The organism is Gordonia sp. i37 (genome assembly GCF_002043085.1).
In the GTDB taxonomy this organism is placed as follows: domain Bacteria; phylum Actinomycetota; class Actinomycetes; order Mycobacteriales; family Mycobacteriaceae; genus Gordonia; species Gordonia polyisoprenivorans.
The window spans coordinates 1-19637 of the sequence record NZ_MVPX01000326.1 but is presented as its reverse complement, the minus strand read 5'-3'; the positions used below and the strand labels follow the sequence as shown (position 1 = coordinate 19637).

At 67.0% G+C, this 19637-nt stretch carries 19 protein-coding genes; 13 read left to right on the top strand and 6 right to left on the bottom strand.

Annotation, left to right across the window (positions count from 1 at the left end):
* Both B1964_RS15970 and B1964_RS15965 read right to left on the bottom strand, forming a co-directional pair.
* Positions 1-870 (bottom strand): hydroxymethylglutaryl-CoA lyase (locus tag B1964_RS15970; protein ID WP_079930467.1); only part of this gene is annotated, 870 nt, incomplete at its 3' end.
* A complete protein-coding gene (locus tag B1964_RS15965; RefSeq protein ID WP_079930466.1) occupies positions 870-2114 on the bottom strand; it encodes a CoA transferase in 1245 nt (414 codons plus the stop codon). The genes B1964_RS15965 and B1964_RS15970, both read right to left, overlap by 1 nt.
* A gap of 161 nt (positions 2115-2275) precedes the next feature.
* On the opposite strand from B1964_RS15965, the gene B1964_RS15960 reads away from it, so the two are divergent.
* The 10 genes from B1964_RS15960 to B1964_RS15915 all read left to right on the top strand — a co-directional run bounded on the left by B1964_RS15960 (position 2276) and on the right by B1964_RS15915 (position 12895).
* The gene (locus tag B1964_RS15960; RefSeq protein WP_079930465.1) at positions 2276-3139 is read left to right on the top strand and encodes an ABC transporter permease; all 864 of its coding nucleotides are present in this window, start codon (positions 2276-2278) and stop codon (positions 3137-3139) included.
* A 6-nt stretch (positions 3140-3145) separates the two neighbouring features.
* A complete protein-coding gene (locus B1964_RS15955) occupies positions 3146-4012 on the top strand; it encodes an ABC transporter permease (RefSeq protein WP_079930464.1) in 867 nt (288 codons plus the stop codon).
* Positions 4009-5061: an MlaD family protein gene (locus tag B1964_RS15950; RefSeq protein WP_079930463.1), complete on the top strand. Its 1053-nt coding sequence runs from the start codon at positions 4009-4011 to the stop codon at positions 5059-5061. The genes B1964_RS15955 and B1964_RS15950 overlap by 4 nt, the downstream gene beginning before the upstream one ends.
* Positions 5058-6092, top strand: a complete 1035-nt coding sequence (locus B1964_RS15945; RefSeq protein WP_079930462.1) for an MlaD family protein — start codon at positions 5058-5060, stop codon at positions 6090-6092. The genes B1964_RS15950 and B1964_RS15945 overlap by 4 nt, the downstream gene beginning before the upstream one ends.
* Positions 6089-7123, top strand: coding sequence for an MlaD family protein (locus B1964_RS15940; protein ID WP_079930472.1), 1035 nt, complete (start codon positions 6089-6091; stop codon positions 7121-7123). The genes B1964_RS15945 and B1964_RS15940 overlap by 4 nt, the downstream gene beginning before the upstream one ends.
* Position 7124: 1 nt before the next feature.
* Entirely contained in the window at positions 7125-8231 is a 1107-nt protein-coding gene (locus tag B1964_RS15935; RefSeq protein WP_079930473.1) for an MlaD family protein, read from the top strand.
* Entirely contained in the window at positions 8231-9283 is a 1053-nt protein-coding gene (locus B1964_RS15930; RefSeq protein WP_079930461.1) for an MlaD family protein, read from the top strand. The genes B1964_RS15935 and B1964_RS15930 overlap by 1 nt, the downstream gene beginning before the upstream one ends.
* Positions 9280-10239 carry an MlaD family protein gene (locus tag B1964_RS15925; RefSeq protein WP_014360727.1) on the top strand — a complete coding sequence of 320 codons (960 nt, stop codon included), beginning with the start codon at positions 9280-9282 and terminating at the stop codon, positions 10237-10239. The genes B1964_RS15930 and B1964_RS15925 overlap by 4 nt, the downstream gene beginning before the upstream one ends.
* 92 nt (positions 10240-10331) lie before the next feature.
* Positions 10332-11063, top strand: coding sequence for a hypothetical protein (locus B1964_RS15920; RefSeq protein WP_253194020.1), 732 nt, complete (start codon positions 10332-10334; stop codon positions 11061-11063).
* 35 nt (positions 11064-11098) lie between these two features.
* Positions 11099-12895 carry a long-chain-acyl-CoA synthetase gene (locus tag B1964_RS15915; RefSeq protein WP_079930471.1) on the top strand — a complete coding sequence of 599 codons (1797 nt, stop codon included), beginning with the start codon at positions 11099-11101 and terminating at the stop codon, positions 12893-12895.
* 9 nt (positions 12896-12904) lie between these two features.
* Here the strand turns inward: B1964_RS15915 and B1964_RS15910 are convergent, their stop codons facing one another.
* Complete coding sequence (locus B1964_RS15910) at positions 12905-13525, bottom strand: alpha/beta fold hydrolase (protein WP_079930470.1); 621 nt, start codon at positions 13523-13525, stop codon at positions 12905-12907.
* A 98-nt stretch (positions 13526-13623) separates the two neighbouring features.
* Here B1964_RS15910 and pgm point away from each other — a divergent pair, with 98 nt between their 5' ends.
* Both pgm and B1964_RS15900 read left to right on the top strand, forming a co-directional pair.
* Complete coding sequence (gene pgm, locus B1964_RS15905; RefSeq protein WP_079930460.1) at positions 13624-15264, top strand: phosphoglucomutase (alpha-D-glucose-1,6-bisphosphate-dependent); 1641 nt, start codon at positions 13624-13626, stop codon at positions 15262-15264.
* 10 nt (positions 15265-15274) lie between these two features.
* Complete coding sequence (locus B1964_RS15900) at positions 15275-16348, top strand: PHP domain-containing protein (protein WP_172398861.1); 1074 nt, start codon at positions 15275-15277, stop codon at positions 16346-16348.
* A gap of 11 nt (positions 16349-16359) precedes the next feature.
* On the opposite strand, the gene B1964_RS15895 is transcribed toward B1964_RS15900, so the two are convergent.
* The 3 genes from B1964_RS15895 to B1964_RS15885 are packed head-to-tail and all read right to left on the bottom strand — an operon-like array spanning position 16360 to position 19347.
* Positions 16360-17277 (bottom strand): alpha/beta hydrolase, encoded by a 918-nt coding sequence (locus B1964_RS15895; RefSeq protein ID WP_172398860.1) that lies wholly within the window; start codon positions 17275-17277, stop codon positions 16360-16362.
* Between the two features lie 50 nt (positions 17278-17327).
* Positions 17328-17630, bottom strand: coding sequence for a hypothetical protein (locus B1964_RS15890; protein ID WP_006368483.1), 303 nt, complete (start codon positions 17628-17630; stop codon positions 17328-17330).
* Positions 17631-17643: 13 nt separating this feature from the next.
* Positions 17644-19347, bottom strand: coding sequence for a sodium:solute symporter family protein (locus tag B1964_RS15885; RefSeq protein WP_020170645.1), 1704 nt, complete (start codon positions 19345-19347; stop codon positions 17644-17646).
* A 123-nt stretch (positions 19348-19470) separates the two neighbouring features.
* Here B1964_RS15885 and B1964_RS15880 point away from each other — a divergent pair.
* On the top strand, positions 19471-19637 hold a 167-nt coding region (locus tag B1964_RS15880), incomplete at its 3' end, for a DeoR family transcriptional regulator (RefSeq protein ID WP_139765756.1).

The window sequence follows — 19637 nt, the reverse complement described above, 5'->3', positions numbered from 1 at the left end:
CGCGCGCATCAGCGCGCTCCCGTCACCGCCACCGACCGCACAGATGGCGACGCGTCCGGCGCGGATGGCGGCATCGAGATCGACGCCGGTGTCGATGCCGCAGTCGCGCAACAGATAGACGAGATCCTCGGTGGCGATGTTGCCGCTCGCACCGGGTGCGAAGGGGCATCCGCCGAGTCCGCCGACCGAGGCATCGAGCCGGGTGATGCCGGCCTGCACGGCGGCGTAGGCACTCGCCAACCCGGTACCCCGCGTGTTGTGGAAGTGTGCGCCCAGCGGCAGATCACCGATCAGCGGGAACACCTGTGCGGCAAGATCAGTCACCCGTCTCGGGGTCGTCGTGCCGATGGTGTCGGCGATACTGATGCGGTCGGCGCCCGCCGCCACCGCGTGGGCGACGATCGTGGTGACCCGCTCCGGTGGCGTCGGGCCGTCGAACGGGCAGTCCCAGGCGGTCGCAATGATCACCTCGAGTGTGGCTCCCGCGTCGTGGGCGATACCGACGATCTCGTCGATCAGTGCCGTCGACGCGTCGGTGTCGCGTCCGACATTGGCCCGGCTGTGTGAATCAGAGGCCGAGACAACATATTCCAGATTGCTCACACCGGAGTCGAGCGCACGGCGGGTGCCGTTGACCGAGGCGATCAACGCCGAGAACCGTACGTCGGGAAACTCGCCGAGGTGCGTGCAGAGCTCGGCGGCATCGGCGAGTGCGGGTACCTTGCTGGGCGAGACGAACGCGGTCACCTCGACCTCGGTCACCCCGGTATCGCAGATGGCTTGCAACAGTTCCACTTTGGCGTCGAGTGAGATCGGCTCCTCGATCTGCAATCCGTCTCGCATGGCGACGTCGCGGAGGGTGACGTTCATCAGATCACGCCCTGTTCATGGAGTTCGTCGACCTCGGAGTCCGTCAATCCCAACAGATCGGTGAACACCGCCTGATTGTCGTGACCGGGCACCGGTGGCCCGGCATTGCGGATTCGACCCGGGGTGTCGCCGAAGCGGGGCACCACACCGGGGCCGTGGACCACCCGGCCCACCCGGGCGTCGTAATGCTCGGCAATCATCCCGCGCGCCTGCAGATGGGGGTCGGCGACGACCTGTTCGATCGTGTTCACCGGCCCGACCACGACTCCCGCCGCAGAGAGCACCTCGGTGAGCTTGTCGGCCCCGTGCTGCGCCGACCACTCGCCGATGAGGGCGTCGAGCTCATCCTGATTGCGTCCTCGGGCAGCGTGGTCGGCGAAGCGCGGGTCGGTGGCGAGTTCGGGCTGTCCCATCGCCGCGCACAGCCGGGCGAACACCGAATCCTGGTTGGCGGCGATGATCACGTGGGTTCCGTCGGCGGTCGGATACAGATTCGATGGGGCGATGCCGTCGAGACGGGTGCCCGACGGCCCCCGCACGATGCCGCCCATGTCGTAGTCGGCCATCGTCGACTCCTGCACCGCCACACATGATTCCAGCAGTGAGGTGTCGACGACCTGCCCCTTGCCGGTGACGGTCCGGCGGTAGAGTGCCGCGAGTGCGCCCTGCGCGGCGTACATCCCGGCGAGGGTGTCGCCCAGCGACAGCGACAGTCTCGGCGGGAGTTGCCCGGGGTAGCCGTTGATGTGGCGCAGCCCGCTGGCGGCCTCGGCGACCGAGGCATATCCCGCGCGCGCCGCGTCGGGCCCGGTCTGGCCGTACCCCGACACCCGCACCACGACCAGTCCCGCGTTGTGCTGCCACAACACCTCGGGCCCGATCCCGAGCCGTTCGAGCGTTCCGGGCCGAAAATTCTCGACGACGATGTCGGCGCGCTGGGCCAATCGCAGGAACAATTCGCGTCCGCGGTCGTCGCGCAGATCGAGGGTGATCGCCCGCTTGTTGCGGGCGTGCACCGTCCAATAGAAGCGCTGGCCCTCGACCTCGGCCTGCCCCCAGGTGCGGATCGGGTCCGGCCGATCGGGTGGCTCGATCTTGATGACCTCGGCGCCCATGTCGCCGAGCAGGCGAGCGGCATGGGGGCCCGCGATCAGAGTGCCCAGTTCGAGCACGGTGATGCCGTCGAGTGGTCCCGTCGGTTCCGTGTCCGGGGTGATGGTCGGCGGGGAGTCGGGGTCGTCCATGCCACCAGTGTGTAGCCAATCGCGGTCCAGAAGCAATCCCGGCCGAGCTCGTCACAGGCCGTTGACGTGCCGCGATGCCCTGACAACCGCAAAAACTGAAAATGAACCCAGAATTTGTTTTTCGTGTCACACTGGCACGACGCGCCCTTCGGGTGGCGTGAGTGTCGGGAGCGGACGAGGACCCGGATCGGGTCGGCGGGGACACCGGAGTGGCGATGCGTGTGAGCGAGCGGGGCCGAGTGACGGGCATGCTGGGCTCCTCGGTGTCGACCCTCGGGCGCCTACTCGATCTCTTCGCGACCTCGGTGGGGTTCGGCGTCGCAGACGTGGTTCGGGGCCGGTTCCCGGTGCGTGAGGCCTACCGGCAGATGGTGTTCTTCGCGGGGGTCGCCGCGATCCCCGCCGCGTTGGTGGCGATCCCGTTCGGCGTGATCATCTCGGTGCAGGTGGGCAGCCTGACCTCGCAGATCGGGGCGTCCTCGATGGCCGGCGCGGCCGGCGCGCTCGGGGTGCTGCGGCAGGGTGCCCCCATCGCCACCGCACTGCTGCTGGGCGGTGCGGTCGGCTCGGCGGTTGCCGCCGACCTGGGGTCGCGGACGGTTCGTGAGGAGATCGACGCCCTGCGCACCATGGGTATCGACCCGGCGCGGCGGGTGATCGCCCCCCGCCTTGCGGCCGTGGCCGTGATCGCACCCCTGATCTGTGTGGAGATCGTCTTCGTCGGTGTGGCCACCGGATATTTCGTCAACGTCGCATTCCAGGGCGGTGCGGCCGGCAGCTATCTCGGGTCGTTCGGCGAGTTCGCGGGCCTCGTCGATCTGTGGGCGGCGCTGGGCAAAGCCGAGATCTTCGGTCTGGTCGTCGTCGCCATCGCCTGTCAGCGTGGGATGGAGGCGCGCGGCGGTCCGCGCGGGGTCGCCGACGCGGTCAACGCCGCCGTCGTACTCAGTGTGGTCGCCAGCTTTGTGCTCAATCTCCTTGCCACCCAGGTGCTGTCGATGTTCGTGCAGACGAAGGTCGGGTGATTGCCGATGCTGGGACTCGAGGTGTACCTCGCCGCCCACCCGCGTGTGCGCCGGCTCGGCGCGATCACCGGCGCGCCCGCGCGACTGCTGGCGCAGCTCGGCCATCAGTTGCGCTTCACCGCACAGGTGCTCGGCGCCATGCCGCACGCGCTGCGTCAGTACCGTCGCCAGACGTTGGCCGTCCTCGGCGACATGATGTGGGGCAACGGCACGGTCATCGTGGGCGGTGGGACCGTCGCGGTGCTGGTGGTTCTCGGGGCGTCGGTGGGCGGCTCCATCGGGGTCGAGGCCTTCGGTTCACTGGACATGTTCGGCATGGGTCCGCTCACCGGTTTTCTCTCCGCGTATGCCACCACCCGCGAGATCGCACCCATCGTCGTGGCGATCGGGTTCGCCGCGCAGGCCGGTTGCCGGATGACCGCCGAAATCGGGTCGATGCGGATCGCCGAGGAGATCGACGCACTCGAAGCGCAAGCCGTGCAACCGATCCCGTTTGTCGTCAGCACACGTGCCATCGCCGGGGTCATCACCATCATCCCGTTGTTCCTGATCCCCCTGATTCTCGCCTACCTCACCTGTGCGCTGGTGGTCACCGGCGTGCACGGTCAATCCAGCGGCACCTACGACCACTACTTCACCGCCTTCCTGAGTCCGGTCGACGTCATCTACTCGCTGATCAAGGCGGTGGTGTTCATCGTCGCCGTCGTCCTCGTACACGGATATCAGGGCTACTACGCCCGCGGCGGACCCGAAGGGGTCGGGACGGCCACCGGCCGCGCCATCAAATTCAGCTTCATCCTCATCGTGGTGCTCGACATGATCTTGACCCTCGTGTTCTGGGGCTCCGACGTCGGATTCAGGTTCTCCGGATGATCGGGCCACCTATCGACGTGTCCGGGCGTGGTCCGTCCACCGGTGTGCTGACCCGGTGGGGCATCGCGGCGATCGCGGTGCTCGCCGCCATCGCCATACCCGTGACCCTCTACGCGCGCGGAGTCTTCGACGACACCGTCGAGGTGACCGTGACCTCCGATCGCATCTCCGAAGGACTCTCGGCAGGCGCCGACGTCAAATACCAGGGATTGCTCGTCGGGCACGTCGAGTCGATCACCATCGACGATCAGGGGCATCAGCGGATGCGCCTGGCCGTCGACGCCACCCAGGCCGACCACATCGGCGGCCACCTCACCGCGACATTCGCGCCGTCGAACATCTTCGGCGTGACCGGGATCGAATTGACCCCCACCGCACCGGGACCGGCGCTACGCAACGGACAGATCATTGCGGCGCAGGATGATTCGTCGGACGTATCGGCGGTGAGCGTCCTGCGTGACATCGGATCGATCAGCTCCACCCTCACCGGCTCCGAGGTCACCGCGATGATCAACCGGCTCGACGAGGTCGTCACCCAGATCTCGCCGCTGATGCGGTCGGGCTTCGATTTGTTCGCACTCGCGCATCAGCACCAACAGACGCCGTTCGCCCAGATGCTGCGTATCGCCGACGACACCCTACGCGGTGCGGCCGCGTTGTCGGACCCCTTCGTCAACCTCTTCACCACCCTGGTGGAGAAGACCGCGATGTATGCCGACCCGCAGGAGACGGCCAAGGTCACCGGCGCGCTGACCGGCCTCGTGCAGACCTTCATCACCCTGGGCCAGGTCGTCGGCACCGATCCGGGTGACCTGGCCACCGTTCTCGACGCCTCACTCACTCTCGGGGCCCCGCTCGGCTACACCCTGTCCACCGTGCCCGCAGCAGCCGATGATGCACACGAGCTGATCGGCCGGCTCGACAAGATGCTGCCGCGCGTGGACGGCACCGTGCGGTTGCGCCTCGGGCTCACGCTGGAGTCGTTGCCCGCGATCACCTCGGCCTTGCCGACCGCAGGTGCCGTCCGTACCGGGGGTGGCGGCCGATGAACCGGGTGCGGCCCACGGCCACTGCGGGTTTCGTCCTGTTCGTCGTCGCCATGCTGCTCGCCGGGTGGGTGATCTTCCAGGCGCTCGATCCCTCGGTGCCCGGCGCCGGGCGGACGTTCACCGCCCGCTTCACCGACGTGTCGGGATTGACCGTCGGCAACGACGTCCGCGAACTCGGTGTGCGGGTGGGCAAGGTCGAATCCATCTCGCTGCTCGACGATTCCGGCGACCAGGCCCAGGCGCAGGTGCGCTTCACCGTGAACACCACCACCACGGTCTACGACGACACCCAGATCGCCATCCGCTACCTGAATCTCGTCGGACAGCGGTACCTGGACCTGCAGACCCCCGCAGGTGACGCCACCGCCCCGCAACACGAACTCGCCACCACCGCGGTCATCCCGGCCTCGCGGACCATCGGTTCCTTCGACATCACCGAGATGTTCAACGGGCTCCGGCCGCTGTTCGGCACGCTGCAACCCGACCAACTCAATTCGCTGATGAACAACATCCTGGCGGTGATCGAGGGCCGCGGCCCCGACGTCGGCTCGGTGCTGAACCAGCTGCGTCAGCTCGCCGACGTCGTCTCCGATCGTTCGACGCTCATCGCGACCGTCATCACCCAATTGGGCCGTGTCGCCGGTGAGATCCGTTACAAGTCACCGCAACTCAACGATCTGATCTCCCGGATGGGAGACGCCTTCGGGGTGCTTGCGGCGTCGGCGGACAAGACCCAGGAGTCGATGCGATTGGCCGCGCGCAGTCTCGGGCCCGTACGGCAACTCCTCGAGAGCCTCGATGAGAGTTACTACGGCAACTACGCCACCGTCGATCACCTGCTGCGCACCTGGGTGCCGGCCGTCAACACCGCGACCGCCGCCCTCGGACGACTGCCCGCGCTGATCGACGCGCTCGACGCCACGGCGCACGCCGCGGGGCAGGGTGGTTATCAGTGCGGCTCGGGACAGGCGATCCCCACGCCGCTGACGCGGGTTCTGCTCGCGGGTGTCCCGGTGGTGGTGTGCCGATGACCCGGCGACACGACGAAGCATCGATGCGGCGCAGGCAATTCCGGCTGGGCATGCTCGGTCTCGGGGTGGCGGTCGTGCTCGCCGCGGTGTGCGGTGTCATCTACCTCGACCCGTTCGGCCACCGCGATGTCCTCGTGGCGTTGAGTACCAGCGGCGGCCTGCGATCCGGTGATGAGGTCCGCATCGCCGGTGTGCGGGTTGGTGAGGTGTCGGCGATCGCCCTGCATCCCGATCGCGTCGAGGTCACTATGCGCGTGGATTCCGATGTCGCACTGGGTGATCAGACGTCGGCCGATGTCCGGTTGACCACCGCCATCGGGGGCCACTACGTCGCGTTGGCGCCGGCCGGCCGGACAGCGCTGGGCCACAACATCATCCCGATGCAACGTACGTCGGTGCCATACACGCTCAGTGACGTTCTCGCCGACTCCGGAGCGGTCGTGTCGAAGGTGAACGGACAGACCATCGCCGACACGCTGCGCAAGGTCGATGCCGCGCTGGCCGGACAACCCGACGCGATCCGGCAGATCATCGCCGACACCGAACAACTGACCACCGCGGTCGAGGCGCGGTCCGACGACCTCGACGCCGCGGTCGCCCTGAGCGACGAGTACATTTCTGGACTCAACAGCGGGCGCGCCGATCTGGTCGAACTGCTGCGCCTGATCGGCTATGTCGGGGCCAAGGCCTATCAGGTCAAGGCCGAAGGGGTGGAGACCGTGCGGTCGATCGGCGCGCTGTTCGCCTTCATCGCCAAGCCGGTCGATGCCTTCACCGGCACCATCGAACCACCGTTCCGGCAGGTTCTCGACGTCCTCAACACCCTGCGCGCCCAGCCCGCCCGCATCGACGACCTCCTCGGCACGCTGACCGCGATCGTCGATCAGATCGGAGATGCCATGGGCGTCACCAACTCCTCAGGTCGGGTGGATCTGTCGTCGGTGGTCGTCAACGCACCGCAGGTGCAGATCACCCCCGATCAGGTGACGGCCGGTGGGCTGTGCGTCCCGAGCCCGGATCGGCGGTGCTGAGATGTCTCGGTCACCGAAGATATGGCGCCGGATCATCGTCGGGGTGCTCACGATCGCGGTGATCGTCGGTGCGACGCTGGTCATCGTTGAACGGCGAGCCGGCCACGTGTCGGGGTGCGCGGACATGGCCGACGCCGTCGGCCTCTACCCGGGCAACGACGTCACGATGCGCGGCGTAAGGATCGGCTCCGTCACCGCCGTGTCCCCGCAGGCCGGGCACGTGGTCGTGCGGTTCACCCTCGACACGCCCGTCGACTTCCCGGCCGATGTGTCGGCGGTGACCACCTCGGATTCGATCGTCACCGACCGGCACCTGGAGATCCCGTCGGGTCGGACCACCGGAGCCGCGTGGGACATGAGGCGATGTATCCCGTTGGCGCGCACGCACACCCCGACCAGTGTCAGTGCCGCCTACGCCGCCTTCGACAAGCTCGCCTCCCAGGTCACCGCCGCCGCGTCGGAGTCCGGCGAGCGCCGTGAACTGGTGCGCGACAGCATGAATCGCGTCGATGCGACCTTGCGCGGCACCGGTGCGGATTTCAATGCTGCGATCGCCGGGCTCGCCGCGGCGCTCGGCGACCCGGGGCTGCGGGATCAACAGTTGCGTTCGCTGTTGACCAACGTGGGGGAGTTGACCGATTTCTTCGTTCAGCGCTGGCCGGATCTGCAACTCGGACTGACCAAACTCGGTGAATTCGCCGAGACCTTCGATGCCTGGTTCTCGGTGCTCAATCCGGCCGTCGTCCAGACCACCCAACTGACCCCGTCGCTGTTGCGTCTCATCCGTACCTACTCGCCGCCGGTGTTCGCCGTCCTCGACGCTCTCATGCCGTTACTCGATCGCGTCCCGATGGGTCAGATCCTCGCCCTGCTGCGGCGGTTGCCCCTGGTGTCGACAGGAGTCCAACGCATCCTCGCCCGTGGCGCGGCAGTCGGTGGAATCGAGACGGCTCCGCCGGCGGTGCGGGTCACCGCGTCGTCGAGCTCGGCGGTCTGCGCGGCGGTCAACGCGGTCATGGCACAGGCCTGCCGGCCGTCGCCCGGAGCCACCGGGCACGTCGACCTCGCGCTGGTCCAACTCGTACTCGCGTCCGCAGGGGGCCGGTGATGATCCGATCCCGATGGTGCGCGGCGTGGGCGGCAGTGCTGGCGAGCCTCACGGTGCTGGTGGCCGCGTGCGGCGTTGCGCCGACCGATCTGCCGCTACCCGGTACCCGCGTCGACGGCGACAGCTACCCGCTACACATCGAATTCGCCTCGGTACTCAACCTTCCCGCACGCAGCAAGGTGGTCTACAACGGCTCACGAATCGGGGTATTGCGCGGGGTGGGTCTGGCCGAACACGACGGTCGCCGGGTGGCGGTCGCGACCGTCGATCTCTCCGCCGACGTCCGGCTGCCCGCCGGCACGACCGCCGAACTCGTGCAGGCGACCCTCCTCGGCGACTTCTTCATCGCGCTGTCACCACCGGCCGGCGCCACCACCGCGACCATCGCCGCCGGCCAGACGATCCCGCTGTCGAGGACCACGGTGTCACCACAGGTCGAAGATCTTCTCGGAGGTGTGGCCGCACTCGCCAACGGAGGCACCATCGCCACCCTGCAACGCATCATCACCAACGCCAACAAGGCTTTTCCGTCCGACACCACCGAACGTGACGACGGCATCGAGGTGCTGCGCGCGCTGATCGCGCGCAGCACGGGTCAGGGCGACGACATCCGGTCGATGATCGATTCGATCGAGACGATCTCGCACACCCTCGACGTCAACCGGTCCCGATTGGCGTTCGCCTTCGAATTCGGGCCGCGACGGGTCAGCGGCGCGGTCTCGGCATTCCTCGGACTGTCGAACGTCTTGAATGCGTTGGGGCCCAACGTCGTCCCCATCGGCAACCTGATCATCCCGCGCTATGCGACTCTTCAGGGCCTCATCGGGGTCGTCGACCCATTGGTCGCCACGGCCGTACGGCTCGACACACAGGCACCCGCCGACATCCGCCGTCTCGATGACTTGCTCGGCGACCGACTCGTCGCCTGGGCGGGTAACCCGTCGATCGACATCGTCGACGTCACCGAACCCGATGGCCGCGGAACCGGCGGGTCGGCGACCGACACCCGGACCGTCGCCGCGGTTCTCCGGATGATCGGGGCCATGCGATGACCGCACGCCGCACGATCGGGAGCCTGGTGATGCTGGTGGTGGTGTCGATCGCGCTCAGCGCCTACCTCGTCGTCGGCGTCCTGCATCTGCACCCGTTCACCCGATACGACACCGTATCGCTGGACCTCACCGAATCCGGTGGCCTGCAGAATAATTCGTCGGTGCTCTATAACGGCATCCAGGTCGGCACGGTGACCGATCTGCGGACCGGACCCGACGGGCTGCGGGCCACCCTCCGGATCAGGCCCGGCGCGGACGTGCCGGCCGACGCGACGGTCAGCATCGCGAATCTGTCGATGGTCGGCGAGCAGTACGTCGAGTTCACCTCGACCACCGGATCGGGCCCGTACCTCACCGACGGTGCCGTGATCGGCAACGGCATCGACCCGGGCGTCTCGGTGGCCGACATGCTGACCTCCATGCACGGACTCACCAGCCAATTCGATCCGGCCACCCTCGAGGAGATCGCGCGGACCATCTCCGAGGGCTGGCAGGGCCGCGACGCCGATCTGGCGACCATCGGCCGATTCTCCTCGCTGACCGCCCGCACGATCGGCACCTACCGATCCGAGTTCTCCGGCCTGTTCGACCACGCACAGGAACTGTTGACGCGCCTCGACGGTGCCCGGATCGGCGCCGTGATGCGCGCCACCGCACCGAAGTTGGCGCACATGAACATTCCGTTCTCCACCTTGTGGAGCCTGCTGCCCGGACTCGCGCAGGCCACCGAGGGCGCCACCGGCTGGTACGACGTGATCATCCCGTTCACCCAGAAGATCGGCGAGTACCTCAACAAGACCATGCCCGACGTCGCCGCGATCATGCGGGTGCTCCAGCCCACCCTGACCGCAGTCGCACCGGCCGGTCGGGTGAATCTGGCGACCCTGGTCGAGCAGGGGTTGCGGATCGTCGACGAGAACGGCGTCCTGCGACTGACCGTGGCGGACCCGCCATGACGGCACCACCCAGCCCATCGGCCACCACCGAGCCGCATCGGCCGCCACGAGCCCGAGAATCCCCACCGCCCACCGACACGAACCGAGATGACATGAGTGACACCGACGTTGCCGATACGGACACTGCCGAGGAGCAGGCTGACACGGAACAGGCCAACACAGCACCGGCCGACACGGAGCAGACCAACGCAGCACCGGACGACAGAACACCGGCCGATACCGAATCACCGCACGGGGCAACAGAATCAGATGAGAAGGTGGCAGAAGCCGACCAGCCTCCGGGACGCCGCGCGTCGCTGACGGCCCGGCTGCGTTCGCGGTCGTTCGTGGTGTCGATGATCGTCGCGGTGATCCTGGCGTTGGCGGTGGCGACAGGCGTCTTCGGGTGGCAAGCGCACCAGCGTGGCGACGAGCTCGATGCGTTGCGCGCACAGTCGGCCGACGAGGCGCACGCACGACAACTCGCCTCCGACTATGCGGTGGCCGCCGCGCGGATCGACTACCGCAATTTCGACCCGTGGTTCGCGGCGTTGCGTTCACACGTCAACCAGCCGCTGGCACAGCAGTTCCAGACCAGCGAACCCGCGTTGCGTGATCTTCTCGGGCAACTGCAGTGGGTCTCCACCGGCACGCTCGTCGGCAGCGACATCGCCACCCACAACGACGGCACGTACCACGTTCAGGTCTTCCTCGACGTGACCACCAGTAACGTCCAATCACCGGACGGGGTGAAGACGACTGCGCTATACCCGATAACGGTGGACGGCAAGAACTGGCAGATCACCGACATCAGCGGCGGCATCTCGCCCCTGCCGGGCAAGTGACGGGCATCGAGGTGGATGCCCGGGGAAAGGACGTGATGACAACTCCGCATTCGGCAGATACGGGACTTCTTCCCGACATCACCCTGCGAGACATCCTGTCGGGGCTCGCGTCTCTGCGCCCGGACCTCGGGGGAGTGCTGCGGTCGTTGCCGGCGCTGATCCCGCGTCCGCCCGGTCGGCAGATGTCCATCGGGAAGCGTTTCGTCCAGTCCGTCGAGGCCTATCGCGATCGCGATTTCCTGCGCTTCGAGGGGCAGTCGATCACCTACCGTGACGCCAACGCGCACGCCAACCGGATCGCGGACTTCCTGAGTCGGCAGGGGATCTCACGCGGCGACGTCGTGGCCATCGAATCGCGCAACCATCCCGACGTCGTGATCACCATGCTGGCGATCGTGAAACTCGGGGCGATCGCGGGGATGCTCAACTTTCACCAGCGCGGCGCGGTCCTCGAACACAGCTTGGGGCTCATCGGCGCGAAGGTCCTGATCTACCAACCCGATCTCGCCGAGGTGCTCGAGTCCGTACCGGAGTCGGCGCTGCCCGAGGTTCGCCTCGACTTCGCCGAGTTACACCGCGGCGCGGCGCGGTGTTCCCCGCGCAATCCCGCCGTCACCGACTCGATCCCGCTGTCGGACACCGCGTTCTACATCTTCACCTCCGGAACGACGGGATTTCCCAAGGCCAGCAAGATGAGCCACTATCGGTGGCTCGCGGCGATGTCGGGCATCGGCGGACTCGGCATCCGGTTGCGCCGTGACGACGTCATGTACACCGCGCTGCCCTTCTACCACAACAACGCACTGACGATCTCGGTGTCGTCGGTGCTCGCCTCGGGTGCGTGCCTGGCGATCGGCCGACAGTTCTCCGCGTCGGGATTCATCGACGAGATCATCGAGAACGACGCGACGGCGTTCTGTTACATCGGCGAACTCTGCCGATACCTGCTCGCGCAACCGGAGCGGCCCACCGATCGCGCCCACCGATTGCGGGTGGCGGTCGGCAACGGCTTGCGCCCCGACATCTGGGATGCGTTCACCGAACGGTTCGGCATCGACCGCATCGTCGAACTGTATGCCGCGAGTGAGGCCAACATCGGCTTCATCAACGTCCTCGGCATCCCCAAGACGGCCGGCTGGTCGCCCCTGAAATATGCCATCGTCGAGTACGACGAGGACACCGGGCAACCGCGGCGAGGACCCGACGGCAAAGTCGTCAAGGTGCCCCGGCATGGGACCGGCCTACTCCTCGCCGAGATCAACCGGCGCGTCCCGTTCGACGGCTACACCGACCCGTCGGCATCGGAGAAGAAGGTCGTCACCGGAGCGTTCAAAGCCGGCGACAGGTGGTTCAACAGTGGCGATGTGGTACGCGACCAAGGGTTTTCGCACATCGGATTCGTCGACCGGATCGGCGACACGTTCCGGTGGAAGGGCGAGAACGTGGCGACCACCGAGGTCGAGGCCGTCCTCGACGCCCACCCGGCCGTCGAGGAGGCGGTGGTGTTCGGGGTGCAGGTGCCCGGGGTCGACGGCAAGGCCGGTATGGCCGCGATCAGCCTCACGCAGGGCGCCACGTTCGACCCGGTGGCCTTCGCCGAGCATGTCCGCTCCGGACTGCCCGGATACGCGGTGCCACTGTTCGTCCGGCTCACCGACCATCTCGAGCACACCTCGACCTTCAAGAACATGCGGACACAGTTGCGCACCGAGTCGTTCGGCGACACCGGCGACGATCCCGTGTACGTCCTCGACGGCGACGAATACGTCGAGTTCTACGACGGGTTCGTCACCGCACTCGCCGGACCCCGCGCTGCCGTTCGACCGTCGTGACCGGCGTGGTCAGCTCTTGGGCAGGCGTTCTGATCGGCGCGCCAATTCCTCGCGGACGAACGCGAGCGCGGATCCCTGCCACAGGCCCAGATGGTCGAGCATCGGATGGTGCCCACCGGGCACCGACACATAGGTGGCGTCGACGCCACGGTCGCGCAACTCGGCGACGCCCTTGGCGGTCTTGCGGGCCAGGGTGATGGTGTCGGCGTCACCGTGGACGGCGACCACCCGGGCCTCGTCGTTGATCATCCGCCAGTCGGCGAACTGCCACCACGGGGCCAGCGCGAGCACTGCGGTGACCGCGGGGTCGGCGGCCAGCTGCGCCGCGATGCGTCCGCCCATCGAGTGCCCGATGAGCACCACCGGGGTGTCGGGATGTGCACGACGCGCACGGGCCAGCGCGGCCCGCGCGTACGGCATGGGCGAGGCTTGTTCGCCGTTCCAGCCGTAGACGCGGTAGCGCACCTGGCGGACGTCGACGGCCCGACCGAAGCGCGCCCGGATCGACCAGGTGAACGGATACATGCGCAGCGCCGAGGCCTGCCACGGTGAGAACGGACGGTAACTCGAATCGGTCCCACCGGGCAGGACGAGGACGACGAGCCGAGGATCAGCGCTGCGCACGGGCATCGAGAGTGCTCCTTGCTGGCGGACGTGCGGGTGGTTCACAGTAACTGTTCGGTTCGCATCGCCCTGCGGACCGCTCGATCGGTGGCAGAATTCGTCACATGGCACACCCTCGAGCCGGTACCCCGGCACTGCCCGAAGACCTCATCGACGTGGCCGCAGTGGAAAAGGCCTACTACGACCGCACTCCTGACCCCGATGATCCGTTGCAGCAGGTCGTGTTCGGCACGTCCGGCCATCGCGGATCGAGTCTGGACTCCTCGTTCAACGAGGCGCACATCCTCGCGACGACCCAGGCGATCGTCGAGTACCGGACAGGCGCCGGGATCGGTGGACCGTTGTTCATCGGATTCGACACGCATGCGCTGTCGATCCCCGCATGGCGTACCGCCCTCGAGGTCCTCGCCGCCAACGGCGTCACCACGCTCACCGCCGAGGGGGACTCCTTCACCCCGACGCCAGCGGTGAGTCGCGCGATCCTGCAGTTCAATGCCGAGAATCCGGGTGTGGAGTCCGACGGCATCGTCGTCACCCCGTCGCACAATCCGCCGCGTGACGGTGGGTTCAAGTACAACCCGCCGTCGGGTGGACCGGCCGACACATCGATCACCTCGTGGGTGGCCGCGCGCGCCAACGAACTGCTGCGCGCGAAGCTCGTCGGCGTCAAGCGGATTCCGTTCGAGCAGGCCCGGACCGGCGAGTTCGTCACCGACTACCCGTTCATGATGCGGTATTGCGACGGGCTGGCCGACGTGGTCGACATGGCCACGATCCGGTCCGCGGGCTTCCGCATCGGCGCCGACCCGCTCGGCGGTGCCTCGGTCGGATACTGGGCGGCCATCGGTTTCCGCTACAACCTCGAGACGCTCACCGTGGTCAATCCGACCGTCGATCCGACGTTCTCGTTCATGACCCTCGACACCGACGGCAAGATCCGGATGGACTGCAGTTCGCCGAATGCCATGGCCTCGCTGATCGGTGCACGCGATCACTACGACATCGCCACCGGCAACGACGCCGACGCCGACCGACACGGGATCGTGACCCCGGACGCAGGCCTGATGAACCCGAATCATTATCTGGCCGTGGTGATCGACTACCTGTTCACCCATCGGCCCGGATGGTCGGAGCAGGCCGGGGTCGGCAAGACCCTGGTCTCCTCGTCGTTGATCGATCGGGTGGTCGGCGCCATCGGTCGACGTCTCGTCGAGGTGCCGGTCGGGTTCAAGTGGTTCGTCGACGGACTCCTCGACGGCTCGATCGCCTTCGGTGGCGAAGAGAGTGCGGGAGCGTCGTTCCTGACCTTCGACGGCAAGCCGTGGACCACCGACAAGGATGGGATCATCCTGGATCTGCTGGCCTCGGAGATCCTCGCGGTGACCGGCAAGACGCCCTCGCAGCGTTATCGTGAACTCGCCGACGCCTTCGGCGAATCCGCTTACGCCCGTATCGATGCGCCGGCGTCGCGGGAGCAGAAGGCGGTTCTGGCGAAGTTGTCGGCCGACCAGATCTCCGCGACCGAACTGGCCGGAGAGAAGATCACCGCGATCATGACCGAGGCACCGGGCAATCGTGCGGCGATCGGCGGACTGAAGGTCACCACCGAGAACGCATGGTTCGCCGCCCGGCCGTCGGGCACCGAGGACGTGTACAAGATCTATGCCGAATCCTTCAAGGGGCCCGAGCATTTGGCCCAAGTCCAGGTGCAGGCACAAGAGGTGGTCGACGCGGCACTGGCGTGAGCGTGCCCCGATGAGAACGTTGGAGCCGCTGAGCGCACCCGTCGAGCCGATCGTCGCGTTGCAGCGGATCGCGTGGTTGCTCGAGCGGGCGCGGGAGAGCACCTATCGGGTGGAGGCGTTCCGCAAGGCGGCCAGGGCGGCGGCTCGACTCGACCCAGATGATCTCGAGAGTCGTTCGCGGGAAGGCACTCTGACGTCGATCACGGGTATCGGCAAGACCACCGCCACGGTCATCGCCGAGGCCCTCGACGGAGATCTGCCGGAGTATCTGGCGCGTCTGCAGTCGACGGAGTCGCCGTATCCGCCCGGCGCCGCCGCCGATCTCGTCGCCGAGGCGCGCGGGGACTGCCACAGCCACACCGACGCCAGCGACGGCGGTGCCCCGCTGACGGAGATAGCAGCGGCGGCAACCGCATTCGGACTCGAGTGGCTCGCGGTCACCGACCACTCGCCGAGGTTGACCGTGGCACACGGTCTCAGTGCAGAACGGCTCGCCGATCAGATCGAGCAGATCGAGGCCTACAACCGCGGGGCGAACATGACCGGGAGGCGGCTGCCCGACACGCAGGTTCGATTGCTGGCGGGAATCGAGGTCGACATCCTCGACGACGGTGCACTCGATCAGACCGATGCGCTCCTCGACCGGCTCGACATCGTCACCGCCTCGGTGCATTCGGCCCTGCGGATGGAGCACGACGCCATGACGCGGCGATTGGTGGCAGCCGCGACCGACCCGCGGGTCGACGTGCTGGGGCATTGCACCGGACGGCGCGTACTCACCGGCCGCGGACACCGGCCACCGTCGAGTTTCGACGCCCGAGAAGTGTTCGAGGCGTGCGCAACCCATCAGACCGCGGTCGAGATCAATTCCCGCCCCGAACGTGTCGACCCGCCCGACGAACTCGTGACCATGGCGATCGAGGCGGGCTGTCTGTTCGCGATCGACTCCGATGCGCACGCACCGGGGCAGCTCGAATTCACGGTGCTCGGAGCGCAGCGTGCCCACGAGCACGGCATCGACCCGGATCGCATCATCACCACCTGGCCGGTGGACCGGTTGCTGGCGTGGGCCGGTCATCGGTGAGCGTGGGTGCGTCAGCGGGCGAGCCGTGCGCGCAGCCACGTGTCGACATCATCGACTGCCTGCCGGCCGATGGGTGTGTCATGCATCGTGAAACCATGCGGTGCAGCCGGATACAGCCGTAGATCGACGTCGTTTCCCGCGGCGATGAGCCGGGCGAGCATGGCGAGGTTGTCGGCCAGCACCACATCGTCCTCCCCGATGACGACGAGCACCGGCGGCAGGCCCCGTAGATCGCCGAAGATCGGTGAGATGTCGGCAACGGTGCGGTCGGTGACATGACCGACGTACGCCTCGATGAAGTATTCGTCGGCAATTGTTGCACCGGAGGGGGTGTGGGCACTGAGGTCGTAGCTACCGGCCTCGAGGACCACGCCGTCGACCTCGGAAACCACGCCGGCATCGCTCAGGCGGAGAAGTGTCGTCATCGCCAACGTGGCACCGGCCGACATGCCACCGAGGGTCAGGGCGGTGGTGCCGAATCGTTCGGTGCCCGTCTCGATCAGCCACGATGCCACCGCCGCACAGTCGTCGGGGGCTGCCGGCCACGGCGACTCGGGGGCGAGGCGGTAGTCGACGCCGATCACCACCGCATCGAGGGCGTCGGCGCGGCGTGCGTTCTGCGCGTCGTGCCGGGCGGCGGAATCCATGTAGAACCCGCCACCGTGCAGGTGGAGGTGAATGCCTGTGGGGTGCCCGGAATCGGGCATCAGAATACGGATCGGGATTCGGTGGCCGTCGACCTCGATGATCTCGGAGCGGGCTCGGGTCGGCGCCTGCGGGTCGACGGCCCGCGCGGCCCTGACGGCGGCGAGCTCGGTCGCCGAGCGCGGTCCGACACCGCCGACCCGGGTGGCATAGAACGCGCGGGTGTCGGCGAGATCCGCCGCCGACACCGGTTGCCGCAGATCGGCCAGGCCCAGCTTCACCACGGTTCCGCCATCGTCACGGCACCCACCATAGCGTTCGGGGCCACCGGCAATCAGGGCCTGGGCCGCCAGGCGGCCCAACCGCAGAACAACGCCGCGACCACGAGCAGGATGACACCGACCCACAGGTTGGCGCTGCTACCGACCGACAGGTCGACGACGTCGTGGGACGCGGACTCTGCGCGGTCCCCGGCGCCTGCCGTTCCCGACGCCGGGATCAGCCCGGCGATCAGCAGCAGGATCCCGTAGATCCCCAGCAATGCGCCGACGATGTTGCGAATGTCGAACAGACGCACCAGCAGTCGTTGTCGTGAGGTCGAGGCGGTTGTCGGCGTCGAGGTTGGTTGGTCGGTCATGTGCGTACTCCGATCAGTGGAAGACGATGTTGAGGATGATCACGAGGATCACCACGATCGAGGCGAGCGGCACGGGCCGCGCAATCCAGGCGGTGCGCGAGTCGTCGCCGGCGAGTGTGGCCTTGTCGGTCAGCGAGTAGACGAAGCCGGCGAGTTCGGAGGCCGGCTTGGGACGGGTGACCAGCGAGACCGCCACCGATGCCACGATGTCGACGATGAATGCCATTGATGCGGCGACGAACGGCATGCCCTGACCGGGTAGGTCGATCACCCCGGTCTCTTGCAACACGAAAACAACGACGGCAGAGGCGGTTCCGAGTACCAATCCCACCCAGCCGGCGGTCGGCGTCATCCGTTTCCAGAACATGCCGAGGATGAACGTCGCGAAGAGCGGTGCATTGAAGAAGCCGAAAAGCGTTTGCAGGTAGTCCATCAGGTTCGAGTAGCCGGCCGCGATGGTCGCGGTACCGATCGCGAGCAGCACCGCCGCCACGGTCGCGACGCGCCCCACCGTGATGTAGTACGAGTCCTCGCGATCCTTCACCACATACTGCTGCCAGATGTCGTAGCTGAACACGGTGTTGAACGCCGACACGTTGGCCGCCATGCCGGCCATGAACGAGGCGATCAGACCCGCCACCGCGACGCCGAGCAGGCCGTTGGGCAAGATGTCGCGCATCATCAGCAGCATGGCGTCGTTGTAGGTGATGCCGTTGCCGGTACCGGTGTTCTTGAGGTGGATCATGTCGCCGACCACTGCGGCGCAGATCATTCCGGGAATCACCACCACGAACGGGATGAACATCTTCGGGATCGCGCCGATGATCGGGGCGCGCCGCGCCGCCGACATCGAGTCCGACGCCATCGCCCGCTGCACCTCGACGAAGTTGGTGGTCCAGTACCCGAACGAGAGCACGAAGCCCAGGCCGAACACGATGCCGACGACCGACCACACCGGCGAGTTGAAGCCGCTGAGCGCCTGCCCGGGCCACGACGTGAGCTGCTCGTGCACCGTCGCGGTCACCGCGCCGGAGTCCGAGTGGGTGTCGATCACCTTGTCGCGCAGTCCACTCCACCCGCCCACCTTGATCAGACCGATGACGGTCAGTGGCACGAGTGCGGCGAGGATGACGAAGAATTGCAGCACCTCGTTGTAGATCGCCGCGGACAGTCCGCCGAGTGCGGTGTAGGTCAACACCACCGCGGCGGCGACGATCAGCGACACCCAGTGCGGCCAGCCGAGTACCGCGTTGATCACCGTGGCGAGCAGGAACAGGTTGACCCCCGCGATGAGAACCTGCGCCACCGCGAAACTGAGGGCATTCACCAGATGCGCGCCGGTGCCGAAGCGGCGTCGCATGAACTCGGGCACGCTACGCACCTTGGAGCCGTAGTAGAACGGCATCATCACCAGGCCGAGGAACACCATTGCCGGGACCGCGCCGATCCAGTAGTAGTGCATCGTGGCCAGGCCGATCTGGGCCCCGTTGGCCGACATGCCCATGATCTCGACGGCGCCCAGATTCGCCGACACGAAGGCAATACCGGTGACCCATGCCGGCAGGCGTCGTCCCGACAGGAAGAAGTCGAGACTGGTGGCGACCTGGCTGCGGGCGATGTAGCCGATCCCCAGGACGAAGACGAAATAGATGGCGACGAGGACGTAGTCGAGTACGCCGGTGTTCAACCGCAGCACTTCGCCGGATGCCAGATTCATGGCAACTCCCTTGTTGCACTTCAACCGATCAATGTCCATCAGAAGCTAACAGGAAACAACAGAAGATCGTGCGAAGTTGTGAAATTTGGTTCGTTTAAGTGCGAACTTGCTACGATCGGCGACATGCTTGCAGCGGAACGGCGTGCCCACGTCCTCACCGCGGTCGTTGATCGGGGCGCTGTGCGGGTCTCCGACCTGGCGAACGAGCTCGAGGTCTCGGAGATGACGATCCGACGGGACCTGGAGTATCTGGAGACCACGGGTGAGTTGAGCAAGGTGCATGGCGGTGC